At 67.4% G+C, this 19,853-nt stretch carries 19 protein-coding genes; 5 read left to right on the top strand and 14 right to left on the bottom strand.

Annotation, left to right across the window (positions count from 1 at the left end; translation table 11 throughout):
- Nucleotides 1-21: 21 nt before the first annotated feature.
- From BLW83_RS06470 to pepN, 11 genes are all read right to left on the bottom strand, one after another.
- A complete protein-coding gene (locus BLW83_RS06470; protein WP_090846782.1) occupies nucleotides 22-471 on the bottom strand; it encodes a GNAT family N-acetyltransferase in 450 nt (149 codons plus the stop codon).
- The gene (locus BLW83_RS06475; protein WP_090846784.1) at nucleotides 468-1,112 is read right to left on the bottom strand and encodes a phosphoribosylanthranilate isomerase; all 645 of its coding nucleotides are present in this window, start codon (nucleotides 1,110-1,112) and stop codon (nucleotides 468-470) included. The genes BLW83_RS06470 and BLW83_RS06475 overlap by 4 nt, the downstream gene beginning before the upstream one ends.
- Complete coding sequence (locus BLW83_RS06480) at nucleotides 1,109-1,489, bottom strand: lipopolysaccharide assembly protein LapA domain-containing protein (RefSeq protein ID WP_090846786.1); 381 nt, start codon at nucleotides 1,487-1,489, stop codon at nucleotides 1,109-1,111. The genes BLW83_RS06475 and BLW83_RS06480 overlap by 4 nt, the downstream gene beginning before the upstream one ends.
- Before the next feature lie 115 nt (nucleotides 1,490-1,604).
- Complete coding sequence (ihfB, locus tag BLW83_RS06485) at nucleotides 1,605-1,913, bottom strand: integration host factor subunit beta (protein ID WP_090846788.1); 309 nt, start codon at nucleotides 1,911-1,913, stop codon at nucleotides 1,605-1,607.
- 187 nt (nucleotides 1,914-2,100) lie between these two features.
- On the bottom strand, nucleotides 2,101-3,777 hold the full coding sequence (gene rpsA, locus BLW83_RS06490) for a 30S ribosomal protein S1 (RefSeq protein WP_090846790.1): 1,677 nt from the start codon (nucleotides 3,775-3,777) through the stop codon (nucleotides 2,101-2,103).
- A gap of 271 nt (nucleotides 3,778-4,048) precedes the next feature.
- Complete coding sequence (locus BLW83_RS06495) at nucleotides 4,049-4,540, bottom strand: DUF2244 domain-containing protein (protein ID WP_090846792.1); 492 nt, start codon at nucleotides 4,538-4,540, stop codon at nucleotides 4,049-4,051.
- Between the two features lie 81 nt (nucleotides 4,541-4,621).
- A complete protein-coding gene (gene ctaD / locus BLW83_RS06500; RefSeq protein WP_090846794.1) occupies nucleotides 4,622-6,298 on the bottom strand; it encodes a cytochrome c oxidase subunit I in 1,677 nt (558 codons plus the stop codon).
- 236 nt (nucleotides 6,299-6,534) lie between these two features.
- Nucleotides 6,535-6,975: a c-type cytochrome gene (locus BLW83_RS06505; RefSeq protein WP_090846796.1), complete on the bottom strand. Its 441-nt coding sequence runs from the start codon at nucleotides 6,973-6,975 to the stop codon at nucleotides 6,535-6,537.
- Between the two features lie 95 nt (nucleotides 6,976-7,070).
- Entirely contained in the window at nucleotides 7,071-7,790 is a 720-nt protein-coding gene (lipB, locus tag BLW83_RS06510) for a lipoyl(octanoyl) transferase LipB (RefSeq protein WP_090847524.1), read from the bottom strand.
- A gap of 133 nt (nucleotides 7,791-7,923) precedes the next feature.
- Nucleotides 7,924-8,865: a lysophospholipid acyltransferase family protein gene (locus BLW83_RS06515; protein WP_245728658.1), complete on the bottom strand. Its 942-nt coding sequence runs from the start codon at nucleotides 8,863-8,865 to the stop codon at nucleotides 7,924-7,926.
- 68 nt (nucleotides 8,866-8,933) lie between these two features.
- A complete protein-coding gene (gene pepN, locus BLW83_RS06520; RefSeq protein ID WP_090846798.1) occupies nucleotides 8,934-11,495 on the bottom strand; it encodes an aminopeptidase N in 2,562 nt (853 codons plus the stop codon).
- A 158-nt stretch (nucleotides 11,496-11,653) separates the two neighbouring features.
- Here pepN and BLW83_RS15415 point away from each other — a divergent pair, with 158 nt between their 5' ends.
- The 3 genes from BLW83_RS15415 to BLW83_RS06535 all read left to right on the top strand — a co-directional run bounded on the left by BLW83_RS15415 (nucleotide 11,654) and on the right by BLW83_RS06535 (nucleotide 15,533).
- Nucleotides 11,654-12,238, top strand: coding sequence for a hypothetical protein (locus BLW83_RS15415; RefSeq protein ID WP_143042759.1), 585 nt, complete (start codon nucleotides 11,654-11,656; stop codon nucleotides 12,236-12,238).
- Nucleotides 12,239-12,443: 205 nt separating this feature from the next.
- Nucleotides 12,444-14,018, top strand: a complete 1,575-nt coding sequence (locus BLW83_RS06530; protein ID WP_090846802.1) for a Re/Si-specific NAD(P)(+) transhydrogenase subunit alpha — start codon at nucleotides 12,444-12,446, stop codon at nucleotides 14,016-14,018.
- A 9-nt stretch (nucleotides 14,019-14,027) separates the two neighbouring features.
- The gene (locus tag BLW83_RS06535; protein WP_090847528.1) at nucleotides 14,028-15,533 is read left to right on the top strand and encodes an NAD(P)(+) transhydrogenase (Re/Si-specific) subunit beta; all 1,506 of its coding nucleotides are present in this window, start codon (nucleotides 14,028-14,030) and stop codon (nucleotides 15,531-15,533) included.
- Between the two features lie 215 nt (nucleotides 15,534-15,748).
- Here the strand turns inward: BLW83_RS06535 and BLW83_RS06540 are convergent, their stop codons facing one another.
- A complete protein-coding gene (locus BLW83_RS06540) occupies nucleotides 15,749-16,258 on the bottom strand; it encodes a L,D-transpeptidase family protein (protein ID WP_090846804.1) in 510 nt (169 codons plus the stop codon).
- Between the two features lie 155 nt (nucleotides 16,259-16,413).
- Between BLW83_RS06540 and BLW83_RS06545 the strand changes: the two genes are divergently transcribed.
- Both BLW83_RS06545 and BLW83_RS06550 read left to right on the top strand, forming a co-directional pair.
- Nucleotides 16,414-17,760: a DUF3422 family protein gene (locus BLW83_RS06545; protein ID WP_090846806.1), complete on the top strand. Its 1,347-nt coding sequence runs from the start codon at nucleotides 16,414-16,416 to the stop codon at nucleotides 17,758-17,760.
- Nucleotides 17,761-17,775: 15 nt separating this feature from the next.
- Nucleotides 17,776-18,123 carry an arsenate reductase family protein gene (locus BLW83_RS06550; protein ID WP_245728659.1) on the top strand — a complete coding sequence of 116 codons (348 nt, stop codon included), beginning with the start codon at nucleotides 17,776-17,778 and terminating at the stop codon, nucleotides 18,121-18,123.
- Here the strand turns inward: BLW83_RS06550 and BLW83_RS06555 are convergent.
- Together BLW83_RS06555 and BLW83_RS06560 are read right to left on the bottom strand one after the other, a co-directional pair.
- On the bottom strand, nucleotides 18,120-18,743 hold the full coding sequence (locus BLW83_RS06555) for a YitT family protein (protein WP_245728660.1): 624 nt from the start codon (nucleotides 18,741-18,743) through the stop codon (nucleotides 18,120-18,122). The genes BLW83_RS06550 and BLW83_RS06555 overlap by 4 nt on opposite strands.
- Nucleotides 18,744-18,849: 106 nt before the next feature.
- Complete coding sequence (locus BLW83_RS06560; protein WP_090846809.1) at nucleotides 18,850-19,800, bottom strand: nucleoside hydrolase; 951 nt, start codon at nucleotides 19,798-19,800, stop codon at nucleotides 18,850-18,852.
- Between the last annotated feature and the right edge of the window lie 53 nt (nucleotides 19,801-19,853).

Genomic DNA, 19,853 nt, shown 5'->3' on the forward strand with positions numbered 1-19,853 from the left:
CTTGCCCGTCGAAGCAGCCCGTCAGAGAGGTTTCTTAAATCCGATGTGCGATGGGGTAAACCCGGCCCCCTGATAGAAGCGCAGCGCGTCGGCGCGGCTGGCGTTGCTGGTCAGCTGCAACAGCCCGCAGCCGGCGGCGCGGGCGCGCGATTCGGCGTCGGCGATCAGCCGTGCGCCCATGCCGCGGCCGCGCAGGCTGGCGGTGATGCGCACCGCCTCGATCTCGGCGCGGCGGGTGGCCGACAGCGACAGGCCGGACATGAAGATCAGCTGATAACAGGCGACGACGCGGCCGTCCGCATCCTCGGCCACGATCAGCTGGTTGCCGGTCTCTAGCTGCATGGCGTCGAAAGCGGCAAGATAGGGGTCGAGTTCCGCGGTCTCGCGCCCGGCACCCAGGATGTCGTCCGACAGCAGCGCCACGACCTGGGGGACGTCGTCGCGGGTGGCGGGGCGAAAGCGAGGGGTCATGCCCCGGCCCCGGCGGCCGCGACAAAGCGACGAATGCGGCCCGCGTCCTTGATGCCCGGGGCGGATTCGACGCCCGAGGACACGTCGACCATCGGCGCGCCGGTCAGCCGCACGGCCTCGGCCACGTTGTCCGGCGTCAGCCCGCCCGCCAGCATCCACGGCCGCAGCAGGCGCCGCCCGGCCAGCAGCCGCCAGTCAAAGGCCAGCCCGTTGCCGCCGGGCAGGGTCGCGCCGGGGGCGGGCTTGGCATCGACCAGCAGCAGGTCCGCAACCAGCCCGTAATCCCATAGCGCGTCCAGATCGGGGGGGGCGGCGATGCCCACCGCCTTCATCACCGGCAGGCGGGTGCGGGCGCGGATCTCAGAGACGCGGGCAGGGGTTTCGCTGCCGTGCAGCTGGATCATGTCCAGCGCCACTTGCGCCAGCACCGCATCCAGCGCCGCATCATCGGGGTCCACGAACAGCCCGACGCGCGCGAGCAGGTCGGGCGCGTTTCCCGCCAGCGCGGCCGCCGAATCGATCGACAGATGCCGCGGCGATTTCGGAAAGAACACCAGCCCCGCATAGCGCGCGCCGGCCTGCGCCGCGGCGGTCAGATCCTCGGGGCGGGTCAGGCCGCAGATCTTGACCTGGGCCATCAGCTCTTGGCAGGCAGGGCGGGCGTTGCCGGGCGGGGCGCGTCCAGAATCGCCAGCACCTCGTCGCGGGGGGCGTGGTGGGTCTTGCGCAGGCTGCCGACCTCGCGTTCCAGCAGGCGTAGCTCATGCGCGCGCTGTGCCGATTCGCGGCGCTGCGAGGCTTCGCGCAGCCATTCCCAGACCACGCCCAGCAGCATTCCGGCCAGAACTGCCAGCAGGATGATCAGGAACAGCGGTATCCGCGCGGTCCAGTCCCCGGGAATCCACTGGTCCAGCCCGGCGGGAATCAGGCTGACCTCGACGAACTGCCGGTTGGCCAGCGCGACGACGACCAGCACCGCGGCCAATACCACGACAAACAGCAACCGCAGATAACGCATCGGCAACACCTTTCGCTGCCCCGAACGGAAATCGGGGTGTCCGGCGCGAGTTTCCTAGAACGCGCGGCGGGACGCAACCTTGCTGAGCGCCATTCCTGCCGCCAAGGGGCGTGGGCTAGCCCTCGGCCGAGCCCTGCGCATCGTCCAGACCGTTCAGTCGGTCGCGCAGCAGCTTGCCGGTCTTGAAGAAGGGGACGTGTTTTTCCTCGACCTGCACGGTTTCCCCGGTGCGGGGGTTGCGGCCCTGCCGCGCCTGCCGCTGCTTGACCGAGAACGCGCCGAATCCGCGCAGTTCGACCCGCTCGCCGCGCGACATGGCGCCGATGATCTCTTCGAACACCGTTGCCACGATCCGCTCGACATCGCGTTGAAAGAGATGGGGGTTTTCTTCGGCGATTTTCTGGATGAGTTCTGACCGGATCATGGGGCGCACCGTTTTGTCTGAAGCACTGTCCGCGCGGGGGCGATTTTCTGGAAAGGGAACGCGACAGGACTGAAAAGGTTGCAGGTTTTCGCCGACATTACCATCCCCCTGCATGAAAAAAGACCGCCCCCCGCAGGGGGCGGCCGAATTGCGGCGTCGCGCGGGGATTTTCCCGCGCGCAACCGGGTCAGTTGCGGCTTTTGAGCGCCGCGCCCAGGATGTCGCCCAGCGATGCGCCCGATTCCGACGAGCCGTATTGTTCCACGGCTTCCTTTTCCTCGGCGATTTCGCGGGCCTTGATCGACAGGCCCAGACGGCGGGTGCGGGTGTCGACGTTGGTGATGCGGGCATCGACCGAATCGCCGACCTGGAAACGCTCGGGGCGCTGATCCTGACGGTCGCGGGCCAGATCCGAACGGCGGATAAAGGATTTCACCCCGTTGAATTCGACCTCGACGCCGCCATCCTCGATCGCGGTGACGGTGGCGGTGACGATATCACCCCGCTTCACCCCGTCGACGGCCTCGGACATGCTGTCGTTTTCCAGCGCCTTGATCGACAGGCTGATGCGTTCCTTGTCGACATCGACCTCTTGCACCACGGCCTGGACCACGTCGCCCTTGCGGTAGTTCTGGATCGCGTCTTCGCCGCGCTGGTCCCACGACAGGTCGGACAGGTGGACCATGCCGTCGATGTCGCCTTCCAGCCCCACGAACAGACCGAATTCGGTGATGTTCTTGACCTCGCCCTCGATGGGCGTGCCGGCGGGGTGGGTTTCGGCGAACACTTCCCACGGGTTGCGCATGGTCTGTTTCAGACCCAGCGACACGCGGCGCTTCTGCTCGTCGATCTCCAGCACCATCACGTCGACCTCTTGCGAGGTAGAGACGATCTTGCCGGGGTGGACGTTCTTCTTGGTCCAGCTCATTTCCGAGACGTGGACCAGACCCTCGACGCCGGCTTCCAGTTCCACAAAGGCGCCGTAGTCGGTGATGTTGGTCACGCGGCCCTTGTGGACCGAGGCGATCGGGAACTTGTCCGACACGGTGTCCCACGGATCCGACTGAAGCTGCTTCATGCCCAGGCTGATGCGGTGGGTTTCCTTGTTGATCTTGACGACCTGGACCTTGACGGTCTCGCCGATCGACAGGATTTCCGAGGGGTGGTTCACGCGGCGCCACGCCATGTCGGTGACGTGCAGCAGCCCGTCAACACCGCCCAGATCGACAAAGGCGCCGTATTCGGTGATGTTCTTGACCACGCCGTCGACCACCTGACCTTCGTGCAGGTTGGCGATGACCTCGGCGCGCTGTTCGGCACGCGATTCTTCCAGGATGGCACGGCGCGACACCACGATATTGCCGCGGCGGCGGTCCATTTTCAGGATCTGGAACGGCTGCTTGAGACCCATCAGCGGGCCGGCGTCGCGCACCGGGCGCACGTCAACCTGAGAGCCGGGCAGGAAGGCCACGGCACCGCCCAGATCGACGGTAAAGCCGCCCTTGACGCGGCCGAAGATGGCGCCCTCGACGCGCTCTTCCTTGGCGTAGGCTTGCTCCAGACGGTCCCACGCCTCTTCGCGACGGGCTTTCTCGCGCGAGATGCTGGCCTCGCCGCGGGCGTTTTCCACGCGGTCCAGATAGACCTCGACCTCGTCGCCGACGCTGAGTTTCGCGTCTTCGCCGGGGGCTGCGAATTCTTTCAGATCGACGCGGCCTTCCATCTTGTAGCCGACGTCGATGATGGCCTGGCCTGCCTCGATGGCGATGACCTTGCCCTTGACGACAGAGCCCTCTTCGGGGGTGTCGATTTCGAAGCTTTCGTTCAGGAGGGCTTCGAATTCCTCCATTGCGGTTTTCGCCATGCGGCAGACGTTTCCTTTGAAGCTGTTACGGGCCGGGCGGTTGGCTCCGCCGGTCTATGGTTGCGGTCCCCCGCGGCAACGACAAAGGGTCGCGGCATGACGCCCGACCCGTGTGCTGGCGGCCTGTTGTGGCCATGTCGCCCGAAAAGACTGTCGCGCCTATAGCGCAGAACGGGGTTCGGCGCAAGGCCGGGGGGTGGCGGACCGGGGGGGCGGACCGGGGCGCTGCCCCGGACCCCGGGATATTTGAGGCAAGATGAAAGAGCGGAGGTCAGCGGCGGTTCAGCTCGCCCAGGGCGAAGGCGAGTTCGTCGCGCAGCTGGCGGCGTTCCTCGGGCGACAGGAATACGCCCAGCTCGATCTCGCGCTGGCCGTCGGTCAGGGTCAGATAGTCCTGCACCGGGCCGTCGCGGCGCAGGTTCAGCCGGACCCAATAGGGATTGGCCTGCCAGTGGCGCGGCTTGCGGCCAGGATCGTGACGGCTGACCAGCAGGGTTTCGCGCGAAAGGGTCAGTTCCTCGAAACTGCCGCCGCCGCGCCAGTGGCGCTGCATCGCCCACCACAGCCCCGCCAGCGCCGCCAGCGCAAAGGGCAGCAGCCCCCACATCACCGCCAGGCCGGTCAGCGCCACCAGCGGCAGCACCAGCAGCAGCGCGGTCGCGGCCATGAACCAGACAAAGCCGCGGACCGTCAGCGAACGATACCGCCAGATCAGCAGGCGTCGCGTGTCGTCTTGGGCATCGGGCTGCCAGGCATAGGGCATGGTGGGGGCGGGATCCGGAAGATCTTGCGGAAAGCGAACGGCCCCGGATTGCTCCGGGGCCGCGTTGTGGTCGGGGCCGGGTCAGTGCGTATAGCGGCGGTCCCAGTCCTCGGGCTTGGGCAGCTGCTCGAACGTATGTTCGGGCGGCGGCGTGGGCAGGGTCCATTCCAGCGTGTCGGCGTATTCGTTCCAATAGTTGTTTTCGGTCACGCGCTTGCCGGCGAACAGCGTGTAGAACACGATGCCGATGAACAGCAGGAACGAGGCGAACGACAGATAGGCGCCGATCGACGAGACGTTGTTCCAATAGGCGAACGCCTCGGGATAGTCGATGTAGCGGCGCGGCATCCCCTGCTGGCCCAGGAAGTGCTGCGGAAAGAAGATGAGGTTCGAGCCGATGAACATCATCCAGAAATGCAGCTTGCCGGCCCATTCGGGATACTGGCGGCCCGACATCTTGCCGATCCAGTAATAAGCCCCGGCAAAGATGGCGAACACGGCGCCCAGCGACATCACATAGTGGAAATGCGCCACGATATAGTAGGTGTCATGATACACGCGGTCCAGCGGCGCCTGGCTGATGACCACGCCGGTCACGCCGCCGACGGTGAACAGGAACAGGAAGCCGAAGGCCCAGAGCATCGGCGTCTTGAACTCGATCGAGCCGCCCCACATCGTCGCGATCCACGAGAACACCTTGATGCCGGTGGGCACTGCGATGGTCATGGTGGCCAGCATGAAATACGCCTGCTGGGTCAGCGACATGCCGGCCGTATACATGTGGTGCGCCCAGACCACGAAGCCCAGGATCGCGATGGCGGCCATTGCCAGCACCATCGGCAGGTAGCCGAAGATCGGCTTGCGCGAGAAGGTGGCGATGACGTGGCTGATGATGCCAAAGCCGGGCAGGATGATCATGTAGACCTCGGGGTGACCGAAGAACCACAGGATATGCTGGTAAAGCACCGGGTCGCCGCCGCCGGCCGGGTTGAAGAAGTTGGTGCCGAAGTTGCGGTCCATCAGCAGCATGGTGATGCCGCCCGCCAGCACCGGCAGCGACAGCAGGATCATCCAGGCGGTGATGAACACCGACCAGGCGAACAGCGGCACCTTGAACAGGGTCATCCCCGGCGCGCGCATGTTCAGGAAAGTAGTGATGATGTTGATCGCCCCCAGGATCGACGAGGCGCCCGAGACGTGGACGGCAAAGATCGCCAGGTCCATCGAATAGCCGGCCTCGGTCGTGGACAGCGGCGGATAAAGCACCCAGCCCACGCCCGAACCCATCTGGTCGTTGCCACCCGGCGTCAGCAGCGAGGCAATACCCAGCGCCACGCCGCAGACATACATCCAGTAGGACAGGTTGTTCAGCCGCGGGAACGCCATGTCGGGCGCGCCGATGTGCAGCGGCATGAAATAGTTGCCGAAACCGCCGAACAGCGCCGGGATCACGACAAAGAACATCATCAGAACGCCGTGATAGGTGATCATCACGTTCCACAGATGCCCGTTCGGGGTGCATTCGCGGCTGGCGTCGGCGATCAGCCGCGCACCTTCGAGGCACATATACTGCACGCCGGGATGCTGAAGCTCCATCCGCATGTAGACCGTGAAGCAGACCGAGATCAGCCCCACTATCGCGGCGGTGAACAGGTAAAGGACCCCGATATCCTTGTGATTGGTGGACATGAACCAGCGGGTGAAGAACCCGCGGGTATCATGTTGCGCACCGTGGCCGGGAACGGCGGCGTCTGCCATGCGAATGCTCTCCTCAGAATCGTGCCGGACCGGCGGGGCCGGTGGGACTCAGCTGAAACTGTAGAGCAGGTTTGCGGCTGGGGCAATGTGTCGCGCCGGGTTGGCTGCGACAAAAACGCCCGGCTGCGGGAAAAAATTCCTGGAAAAAACCCCCGGCGGGTCGGCGCCGGGGGCAGGGTCGTCAGCTGGCGGCGAGGCGGCGCGGTTTCGCGCCGGTCCCGCCGGATCCCGGGCGATCAGCCCTCGTCGCCGGCCTCGGGCGAGTGTTCGGCCAGGAACGCGGCCACGTCGGCCTGGTTCTTGTTCAGCTTGAAGGTCATCTTGGTCTTGGCCTTCGCATCGCCGGTCTGATCCTTCAGATAGGCGCCGGGATCGGTCATATAGGCGATCAGCTGCTCTTCGTCCCAGACCATGTCGGGCTTCATCTCGGCGAGTTCGAGGATGCCCTCGCCGTATTTGAAGCCCTCTTGCGCGGCGGGGTGCGCGCCGACGATGCCATAGAGGTTCGGACCGGTCTTGCCGCCCTTGACGATGTCGGTCCCGTCAGGCGCCTGCACCATGTGGCAGGCCTTGCACTTGTTGAATTCCTTCTGGCCCTTTTCGGCATCCCCGTCCTGGGCAGCGGCGGGCACTGCCAGAGCAAGCATGGCGAGCGTGGCATACAGGCTGGTTTTCATTCGTCTTCCGTCCTTCCTCAGCGGTTCGGTCCTGTGAGAGCTGGCTCTCTTTTGCAAGGCATATCACCGCGGCGATCCGCACGACACCACAAAAGTCATGCGGTCCCGGCCCGGGGGCACATGGTTTGCGCAAATCCGTTCATCAACGCGTGATCAAGGTCGGCCATCGTCACCGGCAGCCCCAGATCGACCAGGCTGGTGACGCCGTGGCCGCTGATGCCGCAGGGCACGATGCCGTCGTAATGCGACAGGTCGGGTTCGACGTTGATCGCCAGCCCGTGAAAGCTGATCCAGCGGCGCAGCTTGATGCCGATGGCGGCGATCTTGTCCTCGCGCGCGGTGCCGTCGGGCAGGGGGGGCTTGTCGGGGCGGGCGATCCAGACGCCGACCCGGCCCTCGCGGATCTCGCCCCGCAGGCCGAATTCGGCCAGCGTCGCGATCACCCATGCCTCGAGGTCGCGGACAAAATGCCGCACGTCGCGGCCGCGGCGATCGAGGTCCAGCATGACATAGACCACCCGCTGCCCCGGCCCGTGATAGGTATACTGGCCGCCGCGGCCGGTCGGATGGACGGGGAACCGGCCGGGGTCGGTCAGATCCTGCGGCCGCGCCGAGGTGCCCGCGGTGTAGAGCGGCGGATGTTCGACCAGCCAGATCGTCTCGGGGGCCTCGCCCGCCAGAATCGCGGCGACGCGGCTTTCCATCCAGGCGACCGCCTGCGGATGCGCCATCAGCCCCGGCGTCAGCAGCCATTGCGGCCCCGAGGCGGCGTCGGGCGTCGCGAGTTGCAGCGTGTCTGGCGTGGGCAGGGTCATCAGGACGATGAAATAGCGGACGCGAGGGAATCCGCAAGGCTTGCGGCCCTGGCCGCGCCGGAGCGGGGGCCGGCCCCCGCGCCCCCGGGATATTTTCATGATGAAGAACAAACGGTGGCGTGGCCGGACGGAGCTAGGGCTTTTCCCCCAGCGGACGGCGGATGGTGCGGCGGCGGCGGCGCACTTCGCGCAGATGCGACATATGGGCGGCGTTGGGTCCGGGGGGCGGCAGGTCCAGCACCGCCCGGCGCAGCGCCTCGATCCCCTCTTCCGAGCGGGTGGGCAGCGAGGCGGAATCGATGGGGGCGCCGATGGTGATGCGATAGGTGTGGCCGGCCTTGTTCAGCACCTCGTGAAACAGCGTCACGTCACGCAGCGTCGGGTGGATCGCGTCCAGCAGGTAGAACAACGCCGAGTTGCGCGCCCGGATGTGCAGCGGGATGACCGGCGCGCCGAACTTGCGCGCGATCATCGCCGCGCTGGCCATCCATGGCCGTTCGTGCAGCGTCAGCCCGCGCCGTCGGGCCAGCCGCCCCGACGGGAAGATCAGCCCGATCCGCCCCTGTCCCAGCGCCGCGCGGGTATAGTCCATCGTCTGCCGGGTCTTGGCGTGGCTGCGTTTTTCCGGCCGCCATTCCACCGGAGCGATCAGTTCCTCGGTCTGGGGCAGCACCCGGATCATGTCGTGGTTGGCATAGATGAACAGGTCGTCGCGGATGGCCGAGACCACCGCGTGCAGCACGATCCCGTCGGCGATCCCCGTCGGGTGGTTGGCCACGATCAGCGCCGGGCCGGTGGCGGGGATATGTTCCAGCCCCTCGACCCGCAGATCGCGCAGGATCAGCCCCGAGATGCGGCGCATGATCTCGGCCGTGGGCAGGTCGCGGAACTCGGCCGCCAGCTCGATCGAGCGGGGGTATTGCAGCAGCTGCATCATCAGCAGCCGCGCCGCGGTATGGTGCAGCCGCCCCGAATAGAGCCAGGGCGCGCGTTCCTCGATCAGCGGGTCCAGCCGCTGCTGCATTTCGGTCCGCGCCGGCAGGCGGTCGGGGGCATCCGGGTGTTTCAGCGGCATCTGGCTTATCCGGTTCCGATGGGGCCGATTGCGGTGGTGGCCCGACAGAATGACGCGGGAAAGCCCCTTCAGGTTCCGGCGGCCAGAATGCGCCTGACCATTTCGGCGCTGTTGACCGACAAGAGCGGCATGGCGGCGATCCGTTCCAGCGCGTCGCGCGCGGCCTTGCGGCGGGTGGCGTCGTGGCGGGGCCAGGTTTCAAAGGCGGTCATCATCCGCGCCGCGGTCTGCGGGTTCGCCGGGTCCAGCCGCATCAGCCATTCGGCGACGAAATCATAGCCCGAGCCGTCGGCGGCGTGAAACGCAGCCGGGTTCGCCGTCACCGCCCCGATCAGCGCGCGAAAGCGGTTGGGGTTCTTCCAGTCGAAATCCGGGCGCGCGGCGAGGCTGCGGGCAATGGCGACGGCGCGGGCAGGCGCAGCGGCTATCGGCTGGATGGTAAAGAACTTGTCCATCACCAGCCGGTTGTCCGCGAATTGCGATTCCATCTGCGCCAGCGCCGTGCCGGCACGGTCCAGCCGCACCAGCGCCGCGAGCGCCCCCATGCGCTGGGTCATGTCGGGGGCGGCGTCCCACAGCGCCTGCGCGCGTTCGCCCCCGTCCAGCCGCGACAGCAGCCCCAGCGCCGCCAGCCGCAGCGAGCGCTGCCCGGCTGGGCCGGCATCGGGCGAATAGGGGCCTTGCGGCTCCATCCGCTCATACAGCGCCGCCAGCGCGGGCTGGTGGTCGCGGGCGATGGTTTCGGCCAGCGATTCGCGCGCTTCGTGGATGCGGTCGGGGTCGGGGATGGCGCCGCGGGCAGTGATCCCGGCCGCGATTTCGTCTTCCGAGGGCAGGCGCAGCACCAGCGCCACAAAGGCGGGGTCCAGCGTGCCGTCCCCCAGCACCCCGGCCAGAGCGCGGGAAAACGCCGGGTCCGGGTCGCCGCCCTGCGCGGCGGCAACCAGCGCCTCCAGCGCCAGATCGTGGCCGGCCTGCCAGCGGGCAAAGGGGTCGCTGTCATGGGCCAGCAGCAAGGCACGGTCGGCGGCGCTCATCGTTCGTTCGACCGTGACCGGGGCGGAAAACCCGCGCAGCAGCGACACCACCGGCCGCGCGCCGAGATTGTCAAAGCTGAATTCCTGCGCGGCCGCGGTCATCTCCAGCATCTGCGTCGGCAGCACCTCGTCGCCGTTGGGCGAGATCAGCCCCAGCGCGATCGGGATCACCCGCGGCGGCTTGTCGGGCTGGCCGGGGGTGGGGGCGGTCGTCTGCGCAAACCGCAGGGTCAGGCGGCCCGCGTCCTCGTCCCAGTCCTCGGCCATGGTCAACCGGGGGGTGCCGGCGTCGGTATACCAGCGCTTGAACTGCGCCAGGTCGCGGCCAGTGGCGTCCTGAAACACGCGCAGCCAGTCCTCGATGGTGCAGGCCTGCCCGTCGTGGCGGGTGAAATACAGCTCCATCCCGGCGCGCCAGCCATCCTCGCCCACCAGACGGCGCAGCATCCCGATCACCTCGGCACCTTTTTCATAGACGGTGGCGGTGTAGAAATTGTTGATTTCCTCGTAGCGATCCGGGCGGGGGGGATGCGCCAAGGGCCCCGCATCCTCGCGGAACTGGCGGGCGCGCAGCGCCACCACATCCTCGATCCGCTTGACCGCGGCCGAGCGCAGGTCGGATGTGAACTGCTGGTCGCGATAGACGGTCAGCCCCTCTTTCAGGCACAGCTGGAACCAGTCGCGGCAGGTGATGCGGTTGCCGGTCCAGTTGTGGAAATATTCATGCGCGATCACCGATTCGATGCGTTCGTAATCGGCATCGGTGGCGGTGTCGGGGCTGGCCAGAACCAGTTTCGAGTTGAAGATGTTCAACCCCTTGTTTTCCATGGCCCCCATGTTGAAATCATCCACCGCGACGATGTTGAACACGTCCAGATCGTATTCGCGCCCGTAAGCCTGTTCGTCCCAGACCATCGAGGCTTTCAGCGCCTGCATCGCAAAGCCCGCGCGGTCCAGATCGCCCGGCCGCACCCAGATGTTCAGCGCCACCTCGCGCCCCGACATGGTGGTGAAGCGGTCGGCAAGCGCGCGCAGATCGCCCGCCACCAGCGCGAACAGATAGGCGGGTTTCGGCCAGGGGTCGTGCCATTCCGCCCAGCCCCGACCCTGCGCCACCGGGTTGCCGTTCGACAGCAGCACCGGCAGGTCGGACCGCACCACCACCCGGAACGGCGCCATCACGTCGGGGCGGTCGGGATACCAGGTGATGTGGCGAAACCCCTCGGCCTCGCACTGGGTGCAGAACATGCCGCCGGACAGATACAGCCCCTCAAGCGCGGTGTTGTCGGCGGGGTCGATTTCCACCTCGGCGGCAAAGGCAAAGGGGCGGTCGGGCAGGGCGGCCTCGGCCACGGTCAGCGATTCCGCGGCGATGGTCAGATGCGCCGGATCGACCGGACGCCCGTCGATCGTCACCGCGCGTGTGCGCAGCCCCGCGCCGCCGTCCATGACCAGCGGCCCCGGCCCGCTGCGTTCCAGCGCGATTTCCGAACGCACCACGGTGCCGCGCGGGGCCAGCGTCACGTCCAGCCGCGTTTCGGCAATCCGGAACGGCCAGGGGCGATAATCGTCAAGCAAGCGGGTTTCCGCCATTCGAGCCTCCGCTGGGGAAATATGTGCAAACCGGGGAACTTGTGTCGAAGCAGAGTGTTAAGCGCAGGATTACGGGGTCGCAACCCGGGCTGTCCTCGTCTATGACGGCGCGGCAGAACCGGTCCCGAAATATCGAACAGCTTCAAGGAGTCACACATATGGCCAACTACGACCCCAACGATCCGCGCCGCACCGATGCCACCGACCCGCACCGTCCCGTCGATCCGACCGGTCGCGCCACCGCCGTGAACGAAACCTATGTCGAGCCGGTCGAGAAAAAAGCGTCGCCGCTGCCGCTGATCATCGGGATCCTGCTGGCGCTGGCGCTGGCGTGGTGGCTGCTGTCGAACTTCATGGGTAACGACGCCGAGCGGGCCGGCGACACCACCACGACGACGACCATCACCACGCCCGAGCCTGACACCGCCACCGTCCCGCCCGTGACGACCACCGAGCCGGCGGAAACGGTCACGCCGGAAGTGGAAACCACCGTGCCTGACACCGCGGTCGACGAGCCGGTGACCACCGCGCCCGATACGGCGACCGATACCGTGCCCGAGGCCGACGCCGCCGCGACCGAAGCCGACGCCGCCGCGACCGAGGCTGATGCCGCAGCGACCGAGGCCGAGGCAGCCGCCACCGAGGCCGAAGCCGCCGCCGATGAGGCCGCCGACGCCGCTGCCGATGCCGATGCGGCCGCCGACAGCACCGACGGCACCACGATCATCACCCCGGCGAACTGATCGCAAACGGGCAGCCTGCGGCCCAGCTGCACTGCCTGCCGCACTGCCTGCCGCACCGGACCGCCGCGCCTTTGGGTGCGGCGGTCTTTTGCTGCCTGCGTGCCATATGCGCGCGCAGACGCCGCAAACCCCGCTCTCTGGCTTGTGAAAACCCGAAACCCGATGCTAATGCAGTTGCAGCAACGGACAAAGGGGGGCGGGCCCGGTGAGAATTGGCGCGTTGAAGGAAAGTTTCGACGGTGAGGCGCGGGTTGCGGTCACTCCGTCGTCTGCGGGGCATCTGCAAAAGCTCGGGCACGAGGTTCATGTCGAATCCGGCGCCGGGGCGCGGTCCGGGTTTTCGGACGCGGCCTATGAACGCGCGGGGGTGACGGTGCATCCCACCGCCGCGGCGCTGCTGGCGGCGGTGGATGTGGTGGCCAAGGTGCGCCCCCCCACCGAGGACGAGCTGGCGGCGATGCGCGAGGGGCAGACGCTGATCTCGTTCTTCTACCCCGGCCAGAACTCGGAACTGCTGGAACAGGCGCGCGGGCGCGGCGTCAACGCCATCGCCATGGACATGGTGCCGCGGATTTCGCGGGCGCAGAAAATGGACGCGCTGTCGTCCATGGCCAATATCGCCGGCTACCGCGCGGTGATCGAGGCCGCGAACAACTTTGGCCGTTTCTTCACCGGGCAGGTGACGGCCGCGGGCAAGGTGCCGCCGGCCAAGGTGCTGGTGGTGGGCGCGGGCGTGGCCGGTCTGGCCGCGATCGGCGCCGCGACCAGCCTGGGCGCGCAGGTCTACGCCTTCGACGTGCGCCCCGAGGTGGCCGAGCAGATCGAATCGATGGGCGCGGAATTCGTGTTCCTCGACTTTACCGACCAGGTGCAGGACGGGGCCACGACCGGCGGCTATGCCGCGCCCTCGTCGCCCGAATTCCTGGCCAAGCAGCTGGAAAAATTCCGCGAACTCGCGCCCGAGATGGACATTGTCATCACCACGGCGCTGATCCCGGGCCGCCCCGCGCCCAAGCTGTGGACCGAGGACATGGTCCGCGCGATGAAGCCGGGTTCGGTCATCATCGACCTTGCGGCCGAACGCGGCGGCAACTGCGACCTGACCGTGCCGGACGAAAAGATCGTGACCGAAAACGGCGTCACCGTCATCGGCTATACCGATTTCCCGTCGCGCATGGGGGCGCAGGCGTCCGAGCTATACGGCAACAACGTCCGCCACATGATGGCCGACCTGACGCCGGCCAAGGACGGCGCGCTGGTCCACGACATGGATGACGACGTGATCCGCGGGGCCACCGTGACCCGCGAACACGACATCACCTGGCCGCCACCTCCGCCCAAGGTGCAGGCGATCGCGGTGCAGAAGCCCAAGGAAAAGCCGAAAGAGCTGACGCCCGAGGAACGCAAGGCGGCAGAGCTGGCGGCATTTCGCCAGCAGACCCGCAACCAGGTGACGCTGCTGGTCGCCGGCGGCGCGGTGATGGCGCTGGCCGGGCTGTTCGCGCCCGCATCGTTCCTGCAACATTTCATCGTCTTTGTGCTGGCGGTGTTCATCGGCTTTCAGGTCATCTGGAACGTCGCGCATTCGCTGCATACGCCGTTGATGGCCATCACCAACGCGATCTCGTCGATCGTGATCCTGGGGGCGCTGTTGCAGATCGGATCCGGCTCGGCCTGGGTCGTGATCCTGGCGGCGCTGTCGGTGCTGATGACCGGCGTCAACATCTTCGGGGGCTTCCTGGTCACGCGCCGGATGCTCGCCATGTTCCAGAAGTCGTAAGGGTCGATGATGGAAAATACCGTGATCACCACCGCCCCCGCCGCGCCGCTGAACGTCGTTCTGGACGTGCTGCCGGCCTACGGCTTTACCACCGCGGCCTATGTCGTCGCCGCGGTCCTGTTCATCCTGTCTCTGGGCGGGCTGTCCGGCCAGGAAAGCGCCAAGCGCGCGGTCTGGTATGGCATCGTCGGCATGGCGCTGGCGGTGCTGGCGACGCTGTTCGGCCCGGCCTCGGCCAACTGGTGGCTGACGGTCATCATGCTGGCCATCGGCGGCGCCGGCGGCTGGGTGCTGGCCACCCGCGTGCAGATGACCGAAATGCCGCAGTTGATCGCCGCGATGCACAGCCTTGTCGGGCTTGCCGCCGTGTTCATCGGCCTGAACGCGCAGCTTGAGCTGGGCCGGGTCATTCGCGTCCGTGCCGAGGGCGTGGCCGACGGCTTTGCCGGGTTCGCCGCGATGCTGGCGCAAAAGACCCCGGCCGAGATCGCCATGCTCAAGATCGAGGTGGCGCTGGGCATCTTTATCGGCGCGGTCACCTTTACCGGCTCGGTCGTGGCCTATGGCAAGCTGGCCGGCCGCATCGACGGCAAGCCGAAAAAGCTGCCGGGCGGGCATATGCTGAACCTGACGGCGGCGCTGCTGTCGCTGCTGCTGACCGTCTTTTACGCTGCCGGCTGGGGTCCGGCGGTGCTGTGGCTGCTGATCCTTGCGGTGATCGCGGGCTTTATCGGCTGGCACCTGATCATGGGCATCGGCGGCGCCGACATGCCGGTGGTGGTGTCGATGCTGAACAGCTATTCCGGCTGGGCGGCGGCGATGATCGGTTTCACCCTGTCCAACGACCTGCTGATCGTGACCGGGGCGCTGGTCGGATCCTCGGGTGCGATCCTGTCCTATATCATGTGCAAGGCGATGAACCGCTCGTTCATCAGCGTGATCCTGGGCGGCTTCGGCGGCGAGGCCGGCCCCGCGATGGAGATCGAGGGCGAACAGATCGCCATCGACGCCGACGGCGTGGCCGCGGCCTTGAACGAGGCCGACAGCGTCATCATCGTGCCCGGCTACGGCATGGCGGTGGCCCAGGCGCAGCAATCGGTCAGCGAGCTGACCCGCAAGCTGCGCGCCGCCGGCAAAGAGGTGCGTTTCGCCATCCACCCGGTCGCCGGTCGCCTGCCCGGGCACATGAACGTGCTGCTGGCCGAGGCGCGGGTTCCCTACGACATCGTGCTGGAAATGGACGAGATCAACGATGACTTCCCCTCGACCGACGTGGCCATCGTCATCGGCTCGAACGACATCGTGAACCCGGCCGCGCAAGAGGATCCCAACAGCCCCATCGCCGGGATGCCGGTGCTTGAGGTGTGGAAGGCGAAACAGGTGTTCGTGTCGAAACGGGGCCAAGGCACCGGCTATTCCGGCATCGAGAACCCGCTGTTCTACAAGGAAAACACCCGGATGTTCTATGGCGACGCCAAAAAATCCATCGACGCGCTGCTGCCGATGATCGACTGAGCCTCGCCAGTCCTGAAAATGGAAAACCCCCGCTGCGGCGGGGGTTTTTTGTTGGAAATGGCGGATGGGTTCGAGGGGCCGCACCGGGGCTCTGCCCCGGACCCCGGGATATTTTCAACCGCCCGAAGGGTCATGGGGGGCGCGGCGCCCCAGGGGTGTGCAGGCCCTTGGCGGGACGAGGGCGCCGCTGTGGCAGGCGCGCGCGCCCCGGCCGCTCAGGGATTGATCAGCACCGGGGTGCCGTCGCGGACCATGGCATAGATATCCTCGATCTGGTCGTCGCGCACCGCGATGCAGCCGGCGGTCCAGTCGCGCTTGCGGGGCGCCAGCGCGTGGCCCTCGGGGCCCCAGCCGTGGATGAAGATGTCGCCGCCGGGATCCTGCCCCTGCGCCAGCGCGAACCCGGAATCCACCGGATTCGGATAGGAAATTCCCAGCGACAGGTGATAGCTGCTGTCGGGATTGCGCCGGTCGATGTAATACAGCCCCTCGGGGGTCTTGCCGTCGCCCGAGAACTGCTTGTGGCCCACCGGCTCATTCCCCAGCCCCACGTCATAGGCCGCGATCACGCTTGACCCGCTCAGGAACAGCATCTGCCGCTGTGACTTGTTCACCACGATCTGGGTGACCGGCGGGCCGTCATAGGTCTTGAACTTGCTGGGCGCGCAGGACGCCGCCAGCGCCAGCAGCATCGCCGCAATCGGCAGTCTGAGCGAAAGTTTCATGGTCTGTCCCGTGATTATTGCCCCGATCTTGCCTCAGCCGTCGCGTCCGGGCAACCGAGGGGCGATCACGATAGGCTTAGCGGCGGGGTATGGCCTGCGGTTGCTACGGCGCGAACCGCTTGCGCGGGTGGCGGTTTGCGGGTTGATGTCGCTGCATGGACAAGCACCTGCCCCGAACCCCGAACCCCCGGCCGCTGGACCACCCGCTGCGCTATGAGATGGTGAACGAGTTGCACGCCCGCCCGTCGCCACGGCTCAGCGTGCCCTGCACCGCGGTCTATGTCGCCTTCAAGGAACCGCGCGATGCTGCCAGCCGCGACCGTAGCGTCGATCTGGCGCATCTGGCCGAGTTGGTGGGGCGCCACGGCGCCCCCGCGCCGCCGCCCGAGGCCGGGCATTACGCCGCCCAGCTGGGCCGGCACGAGCTGCGCTGGGAAAGCCACAGCGAGTTCGTCAGCTACGCCAGCTTTGCGCCCGGCCGGCCGCAACGGCCCTTTGACCCGGCGCTGGCCGAGCTGTTTCCCGATGAATGGCAAGCCCGCGCGCCGGGGCGGCGGGTGGCGGCGGCGATCGTGCAGGTACTGCCGATGCCCGAGGACCCGGCGGCGATCACCCCGCTGCTGGGGCAGTGGTTCGCCGCCGACGGGCTGGTCGCAGTGCAGGTGCTGGACGGCGCCGGGGTCGCTGCCACCGATTTCCGCGTCGATCCGGCCGGATGGATGCGCTTTGCGGTGTTCGTCGCCCCCGATGTCGGCGCCGGGCGCATCGGCCGCATCATTCAGCGGCTGCTGGAACTGGAAACCTATCGCGCCATGTCGATGCTGGGCCTGCCGCGGGTGCGGGCGCTGACCGCGACGATGAACACGCTGGAAACCCGCCTCGCCACCCTGCTCGAACGGCTGGGCGACGACAGCGGCAGCCCTGATTCGGCGTTGCAGGAGCTGCTGGACCTGTCGCAGCAGCTGGAATCGGCGGCGACGCAGCACGGGTTCCGCTTTGGCGCCACCCGCGCCTATGAGGCCATCGTCCACGACCGCATCGCCACCCTGCGCGAGACCCGCTTTCAGGGTCGCCAGACCCTGACCGAATTCATGGTGCGCCGCTATCAGCCCGCCATGCGCACCGTGCATTCCGCCGAGCGGCGGCTGGCGGCGCTGGTCGACCGGGCGGCGCGGGCGGGCGAGCTGCTGCGCACCCGCGTCGATGTGCAGCGCAGCGGCCAGAACCAGTCGCTGCTGGAACGCATGGACCGCCGCGCCGACCTGCAACTGCGGCTGCAACACACGGTCGAGGGGCTGTCGGTGTTTGCGATCAGCTATTATGCCGTGGGGCTGCTGGGTTATGCTGCAACGCCCCTGGCCACCGGTTTCGGCATCGACCGCGCGGTGCTGGTCGCGATTTTCACGCCGCTGGTGGTGCTGGCGGTCTGGGCGGCGATGCGGCGGGTGCGCGCCCGGCTTCACGATGCGGCGGGGGATCGTTCCGGCCGCGGGGATCTGTGACGAAAGGGATATTCGATGAGCGACAAGCGGTTGGAGATGTATGGTCTGGCGCATTGCTCGACCTGCCAAAAGGCGATTGCGGCGCTTGAGGGCGCAGGCTGGACGGTAGATTTCCGCGACGTCAAGACCGCGCCGCTGTCCGGGGCGGAACGCGCGCGGCTCGTCACCGATTTCGGGCCCAAGCTGGTCAACCGCGCCAGCCTGACCTGGCGGGCGATGTCCGAGGATGAGCGGGCCGAGGAACCGGTGGCGATGCTGGGCGCGCGCCCCTCGGTAATGAAGCGCCCGGCCATCGTCGCGGGCGAACAGCGGCTGCTGGGCTGGACCGCCAACGTCAAGCGCGCGCTGGGGGTCGAGGTCTAGACGATATAGCGGTCGCGGCGGTGGTTGATCGCGATGACGAGGTTCAGCACCGCCGCGCCAAGCGCCGACCACAGCACCATCTGCCACGGCATCAGGGCAAAGGCGGCGGCGAACAGTGCCGCGTCAAAGCCCATCTGCACCCATCCGGCGCGGATGCCGAAACGGTCCTGCACATCCAGCGCCACCGCTCCGATTCCGCCCAGGCTGGTGCGGTGGCGAAACAGCGCCAGCAGCGCCGCCCCCGACACGAACCCCGCCAGCACCGCCGCGGCGCCCGGGTGCAGATGCTCGAATCCGATCAGCCGCGGCAGCGCCATCGAGGTCGCGACCATCAGCAGCACGGCCAGAACGGTGCGGATCAGGAACCCCGCGCCCAGCCGGCGATAGCCGAAACCGTAGAACGGCAGGCTCAGCGCCAGATAGACCGGGCCGAAGCCGTAACCCGACGCGTTCGAGATCAGCAGCGCCAGCCCCGCCAGCTGCCCGGTGATCAGCCCGGCGCTGCCCAGCAGCATCGCGCCGAACGCCGCCATCACCCCCCCGAATGCGATGCCCTGCGCGTCTTCCATCCGGTTGTGGCGATGGGGCGGGATGTCCATGGGGCGGGGTGGGGTGCTCATGCCCGGGGGATGCCGGACTGCGGGGCCGCTGTCCAGAGGATGCGCCGTCGCATGGGTATTTGGGCCAGAAAGAAGCCCGGCCGCGGTGACAAAAGGCGGCAATGGGTCAGGGCGCGCGGTCGCGGTCCAGGCTGGCGAGGCGGCTCGAAAGCAGGCGAAACAGCCCCTCGCGGTCGAGGTCGCGGATGAACAGGGCGTTGGGCGGTCGGTCGGTCGTCCCCCACCAGTCGACGACGGTCATGCCGCGGGTAAAGCGGCCCTCGGTCTCGATCTCGACATTGACGCGGCGGCCCGAGAAAAGCCCTGGCTGGATAAGCCATGCCACGGCACAAGGATCGTGCAGAGGCGCCCCCTCGCGCCCGTATTTCGCCTGGTCGAAACGTTCGTAGAATGAGGTCCAGCTGGCGACGGCGCGGCCGACAGGACCGGTCTGGCGCATCGCTTCCACCCAGTCGCGGCTGGTCAGCGCCCGATGCGTCGCGTCCAGCGGCAGCACGGTGATTTCGACGCCCGAGGCAAAGATGCGGGCGGCAGCCTCGGGGTCGACGTGGATGTTGAACTCGGCGGCGGGGGTGACGTTGCCCAGCTCGGACCACGCCCCGCCCATCAGAACGATTCGGGCGACGCGTGCTGCGATGTCGGGGGCGCGTTCAAAGGCGGTGGCGAGATTGGTCAGCGGGCCGATGGCGACCAGCGTGACGCTGCCGGCAGGCTCGCGGCGCAAGGTGTCGACCAGGAAATCGACGGCGTGGCCGGGGGCGGGTCGCATCCGCGGCGCCGGCAGTTCGATCCCGTCAAGCCCCGAGGCGCCATGCACATGTTCGGCGGTGACCAGCGCGCCCTCAAGCGGCCGATCGCAGCCGGCATGGACAGGCAGCTCCGGCCGGCCGGCAAGCTCGCAAATCGTCAGCGCGTTCCGCAACGTCCGCTCGAGCGCCACATTACCGGCGACGATCGTCAGCCCCAGCAGCTCGAGTTCGGGCGAGGCGAGCGCAAGCAGGATCGCCACGGCGTCATCCTGGCCGGGGTCGGTGTCGATGATGATCTTTTGCGCCATGGCTGCCCCCTGTTGCGCCGGCTTTGCCCGTCGCCGGGAAGGCGGCGCATTCC

Source organism: Paracoccus alkenifer, from assembly GCF_900108405.1.
In the GTDB taxonomy this organism is placed as follows: domain Bacteria; phylum Pseudomonadota; class Alphaproteobacteria; order Rhodobacterales; family Rhodobacteraceae; genus Paracoccus; species Paracoccus alkenifer.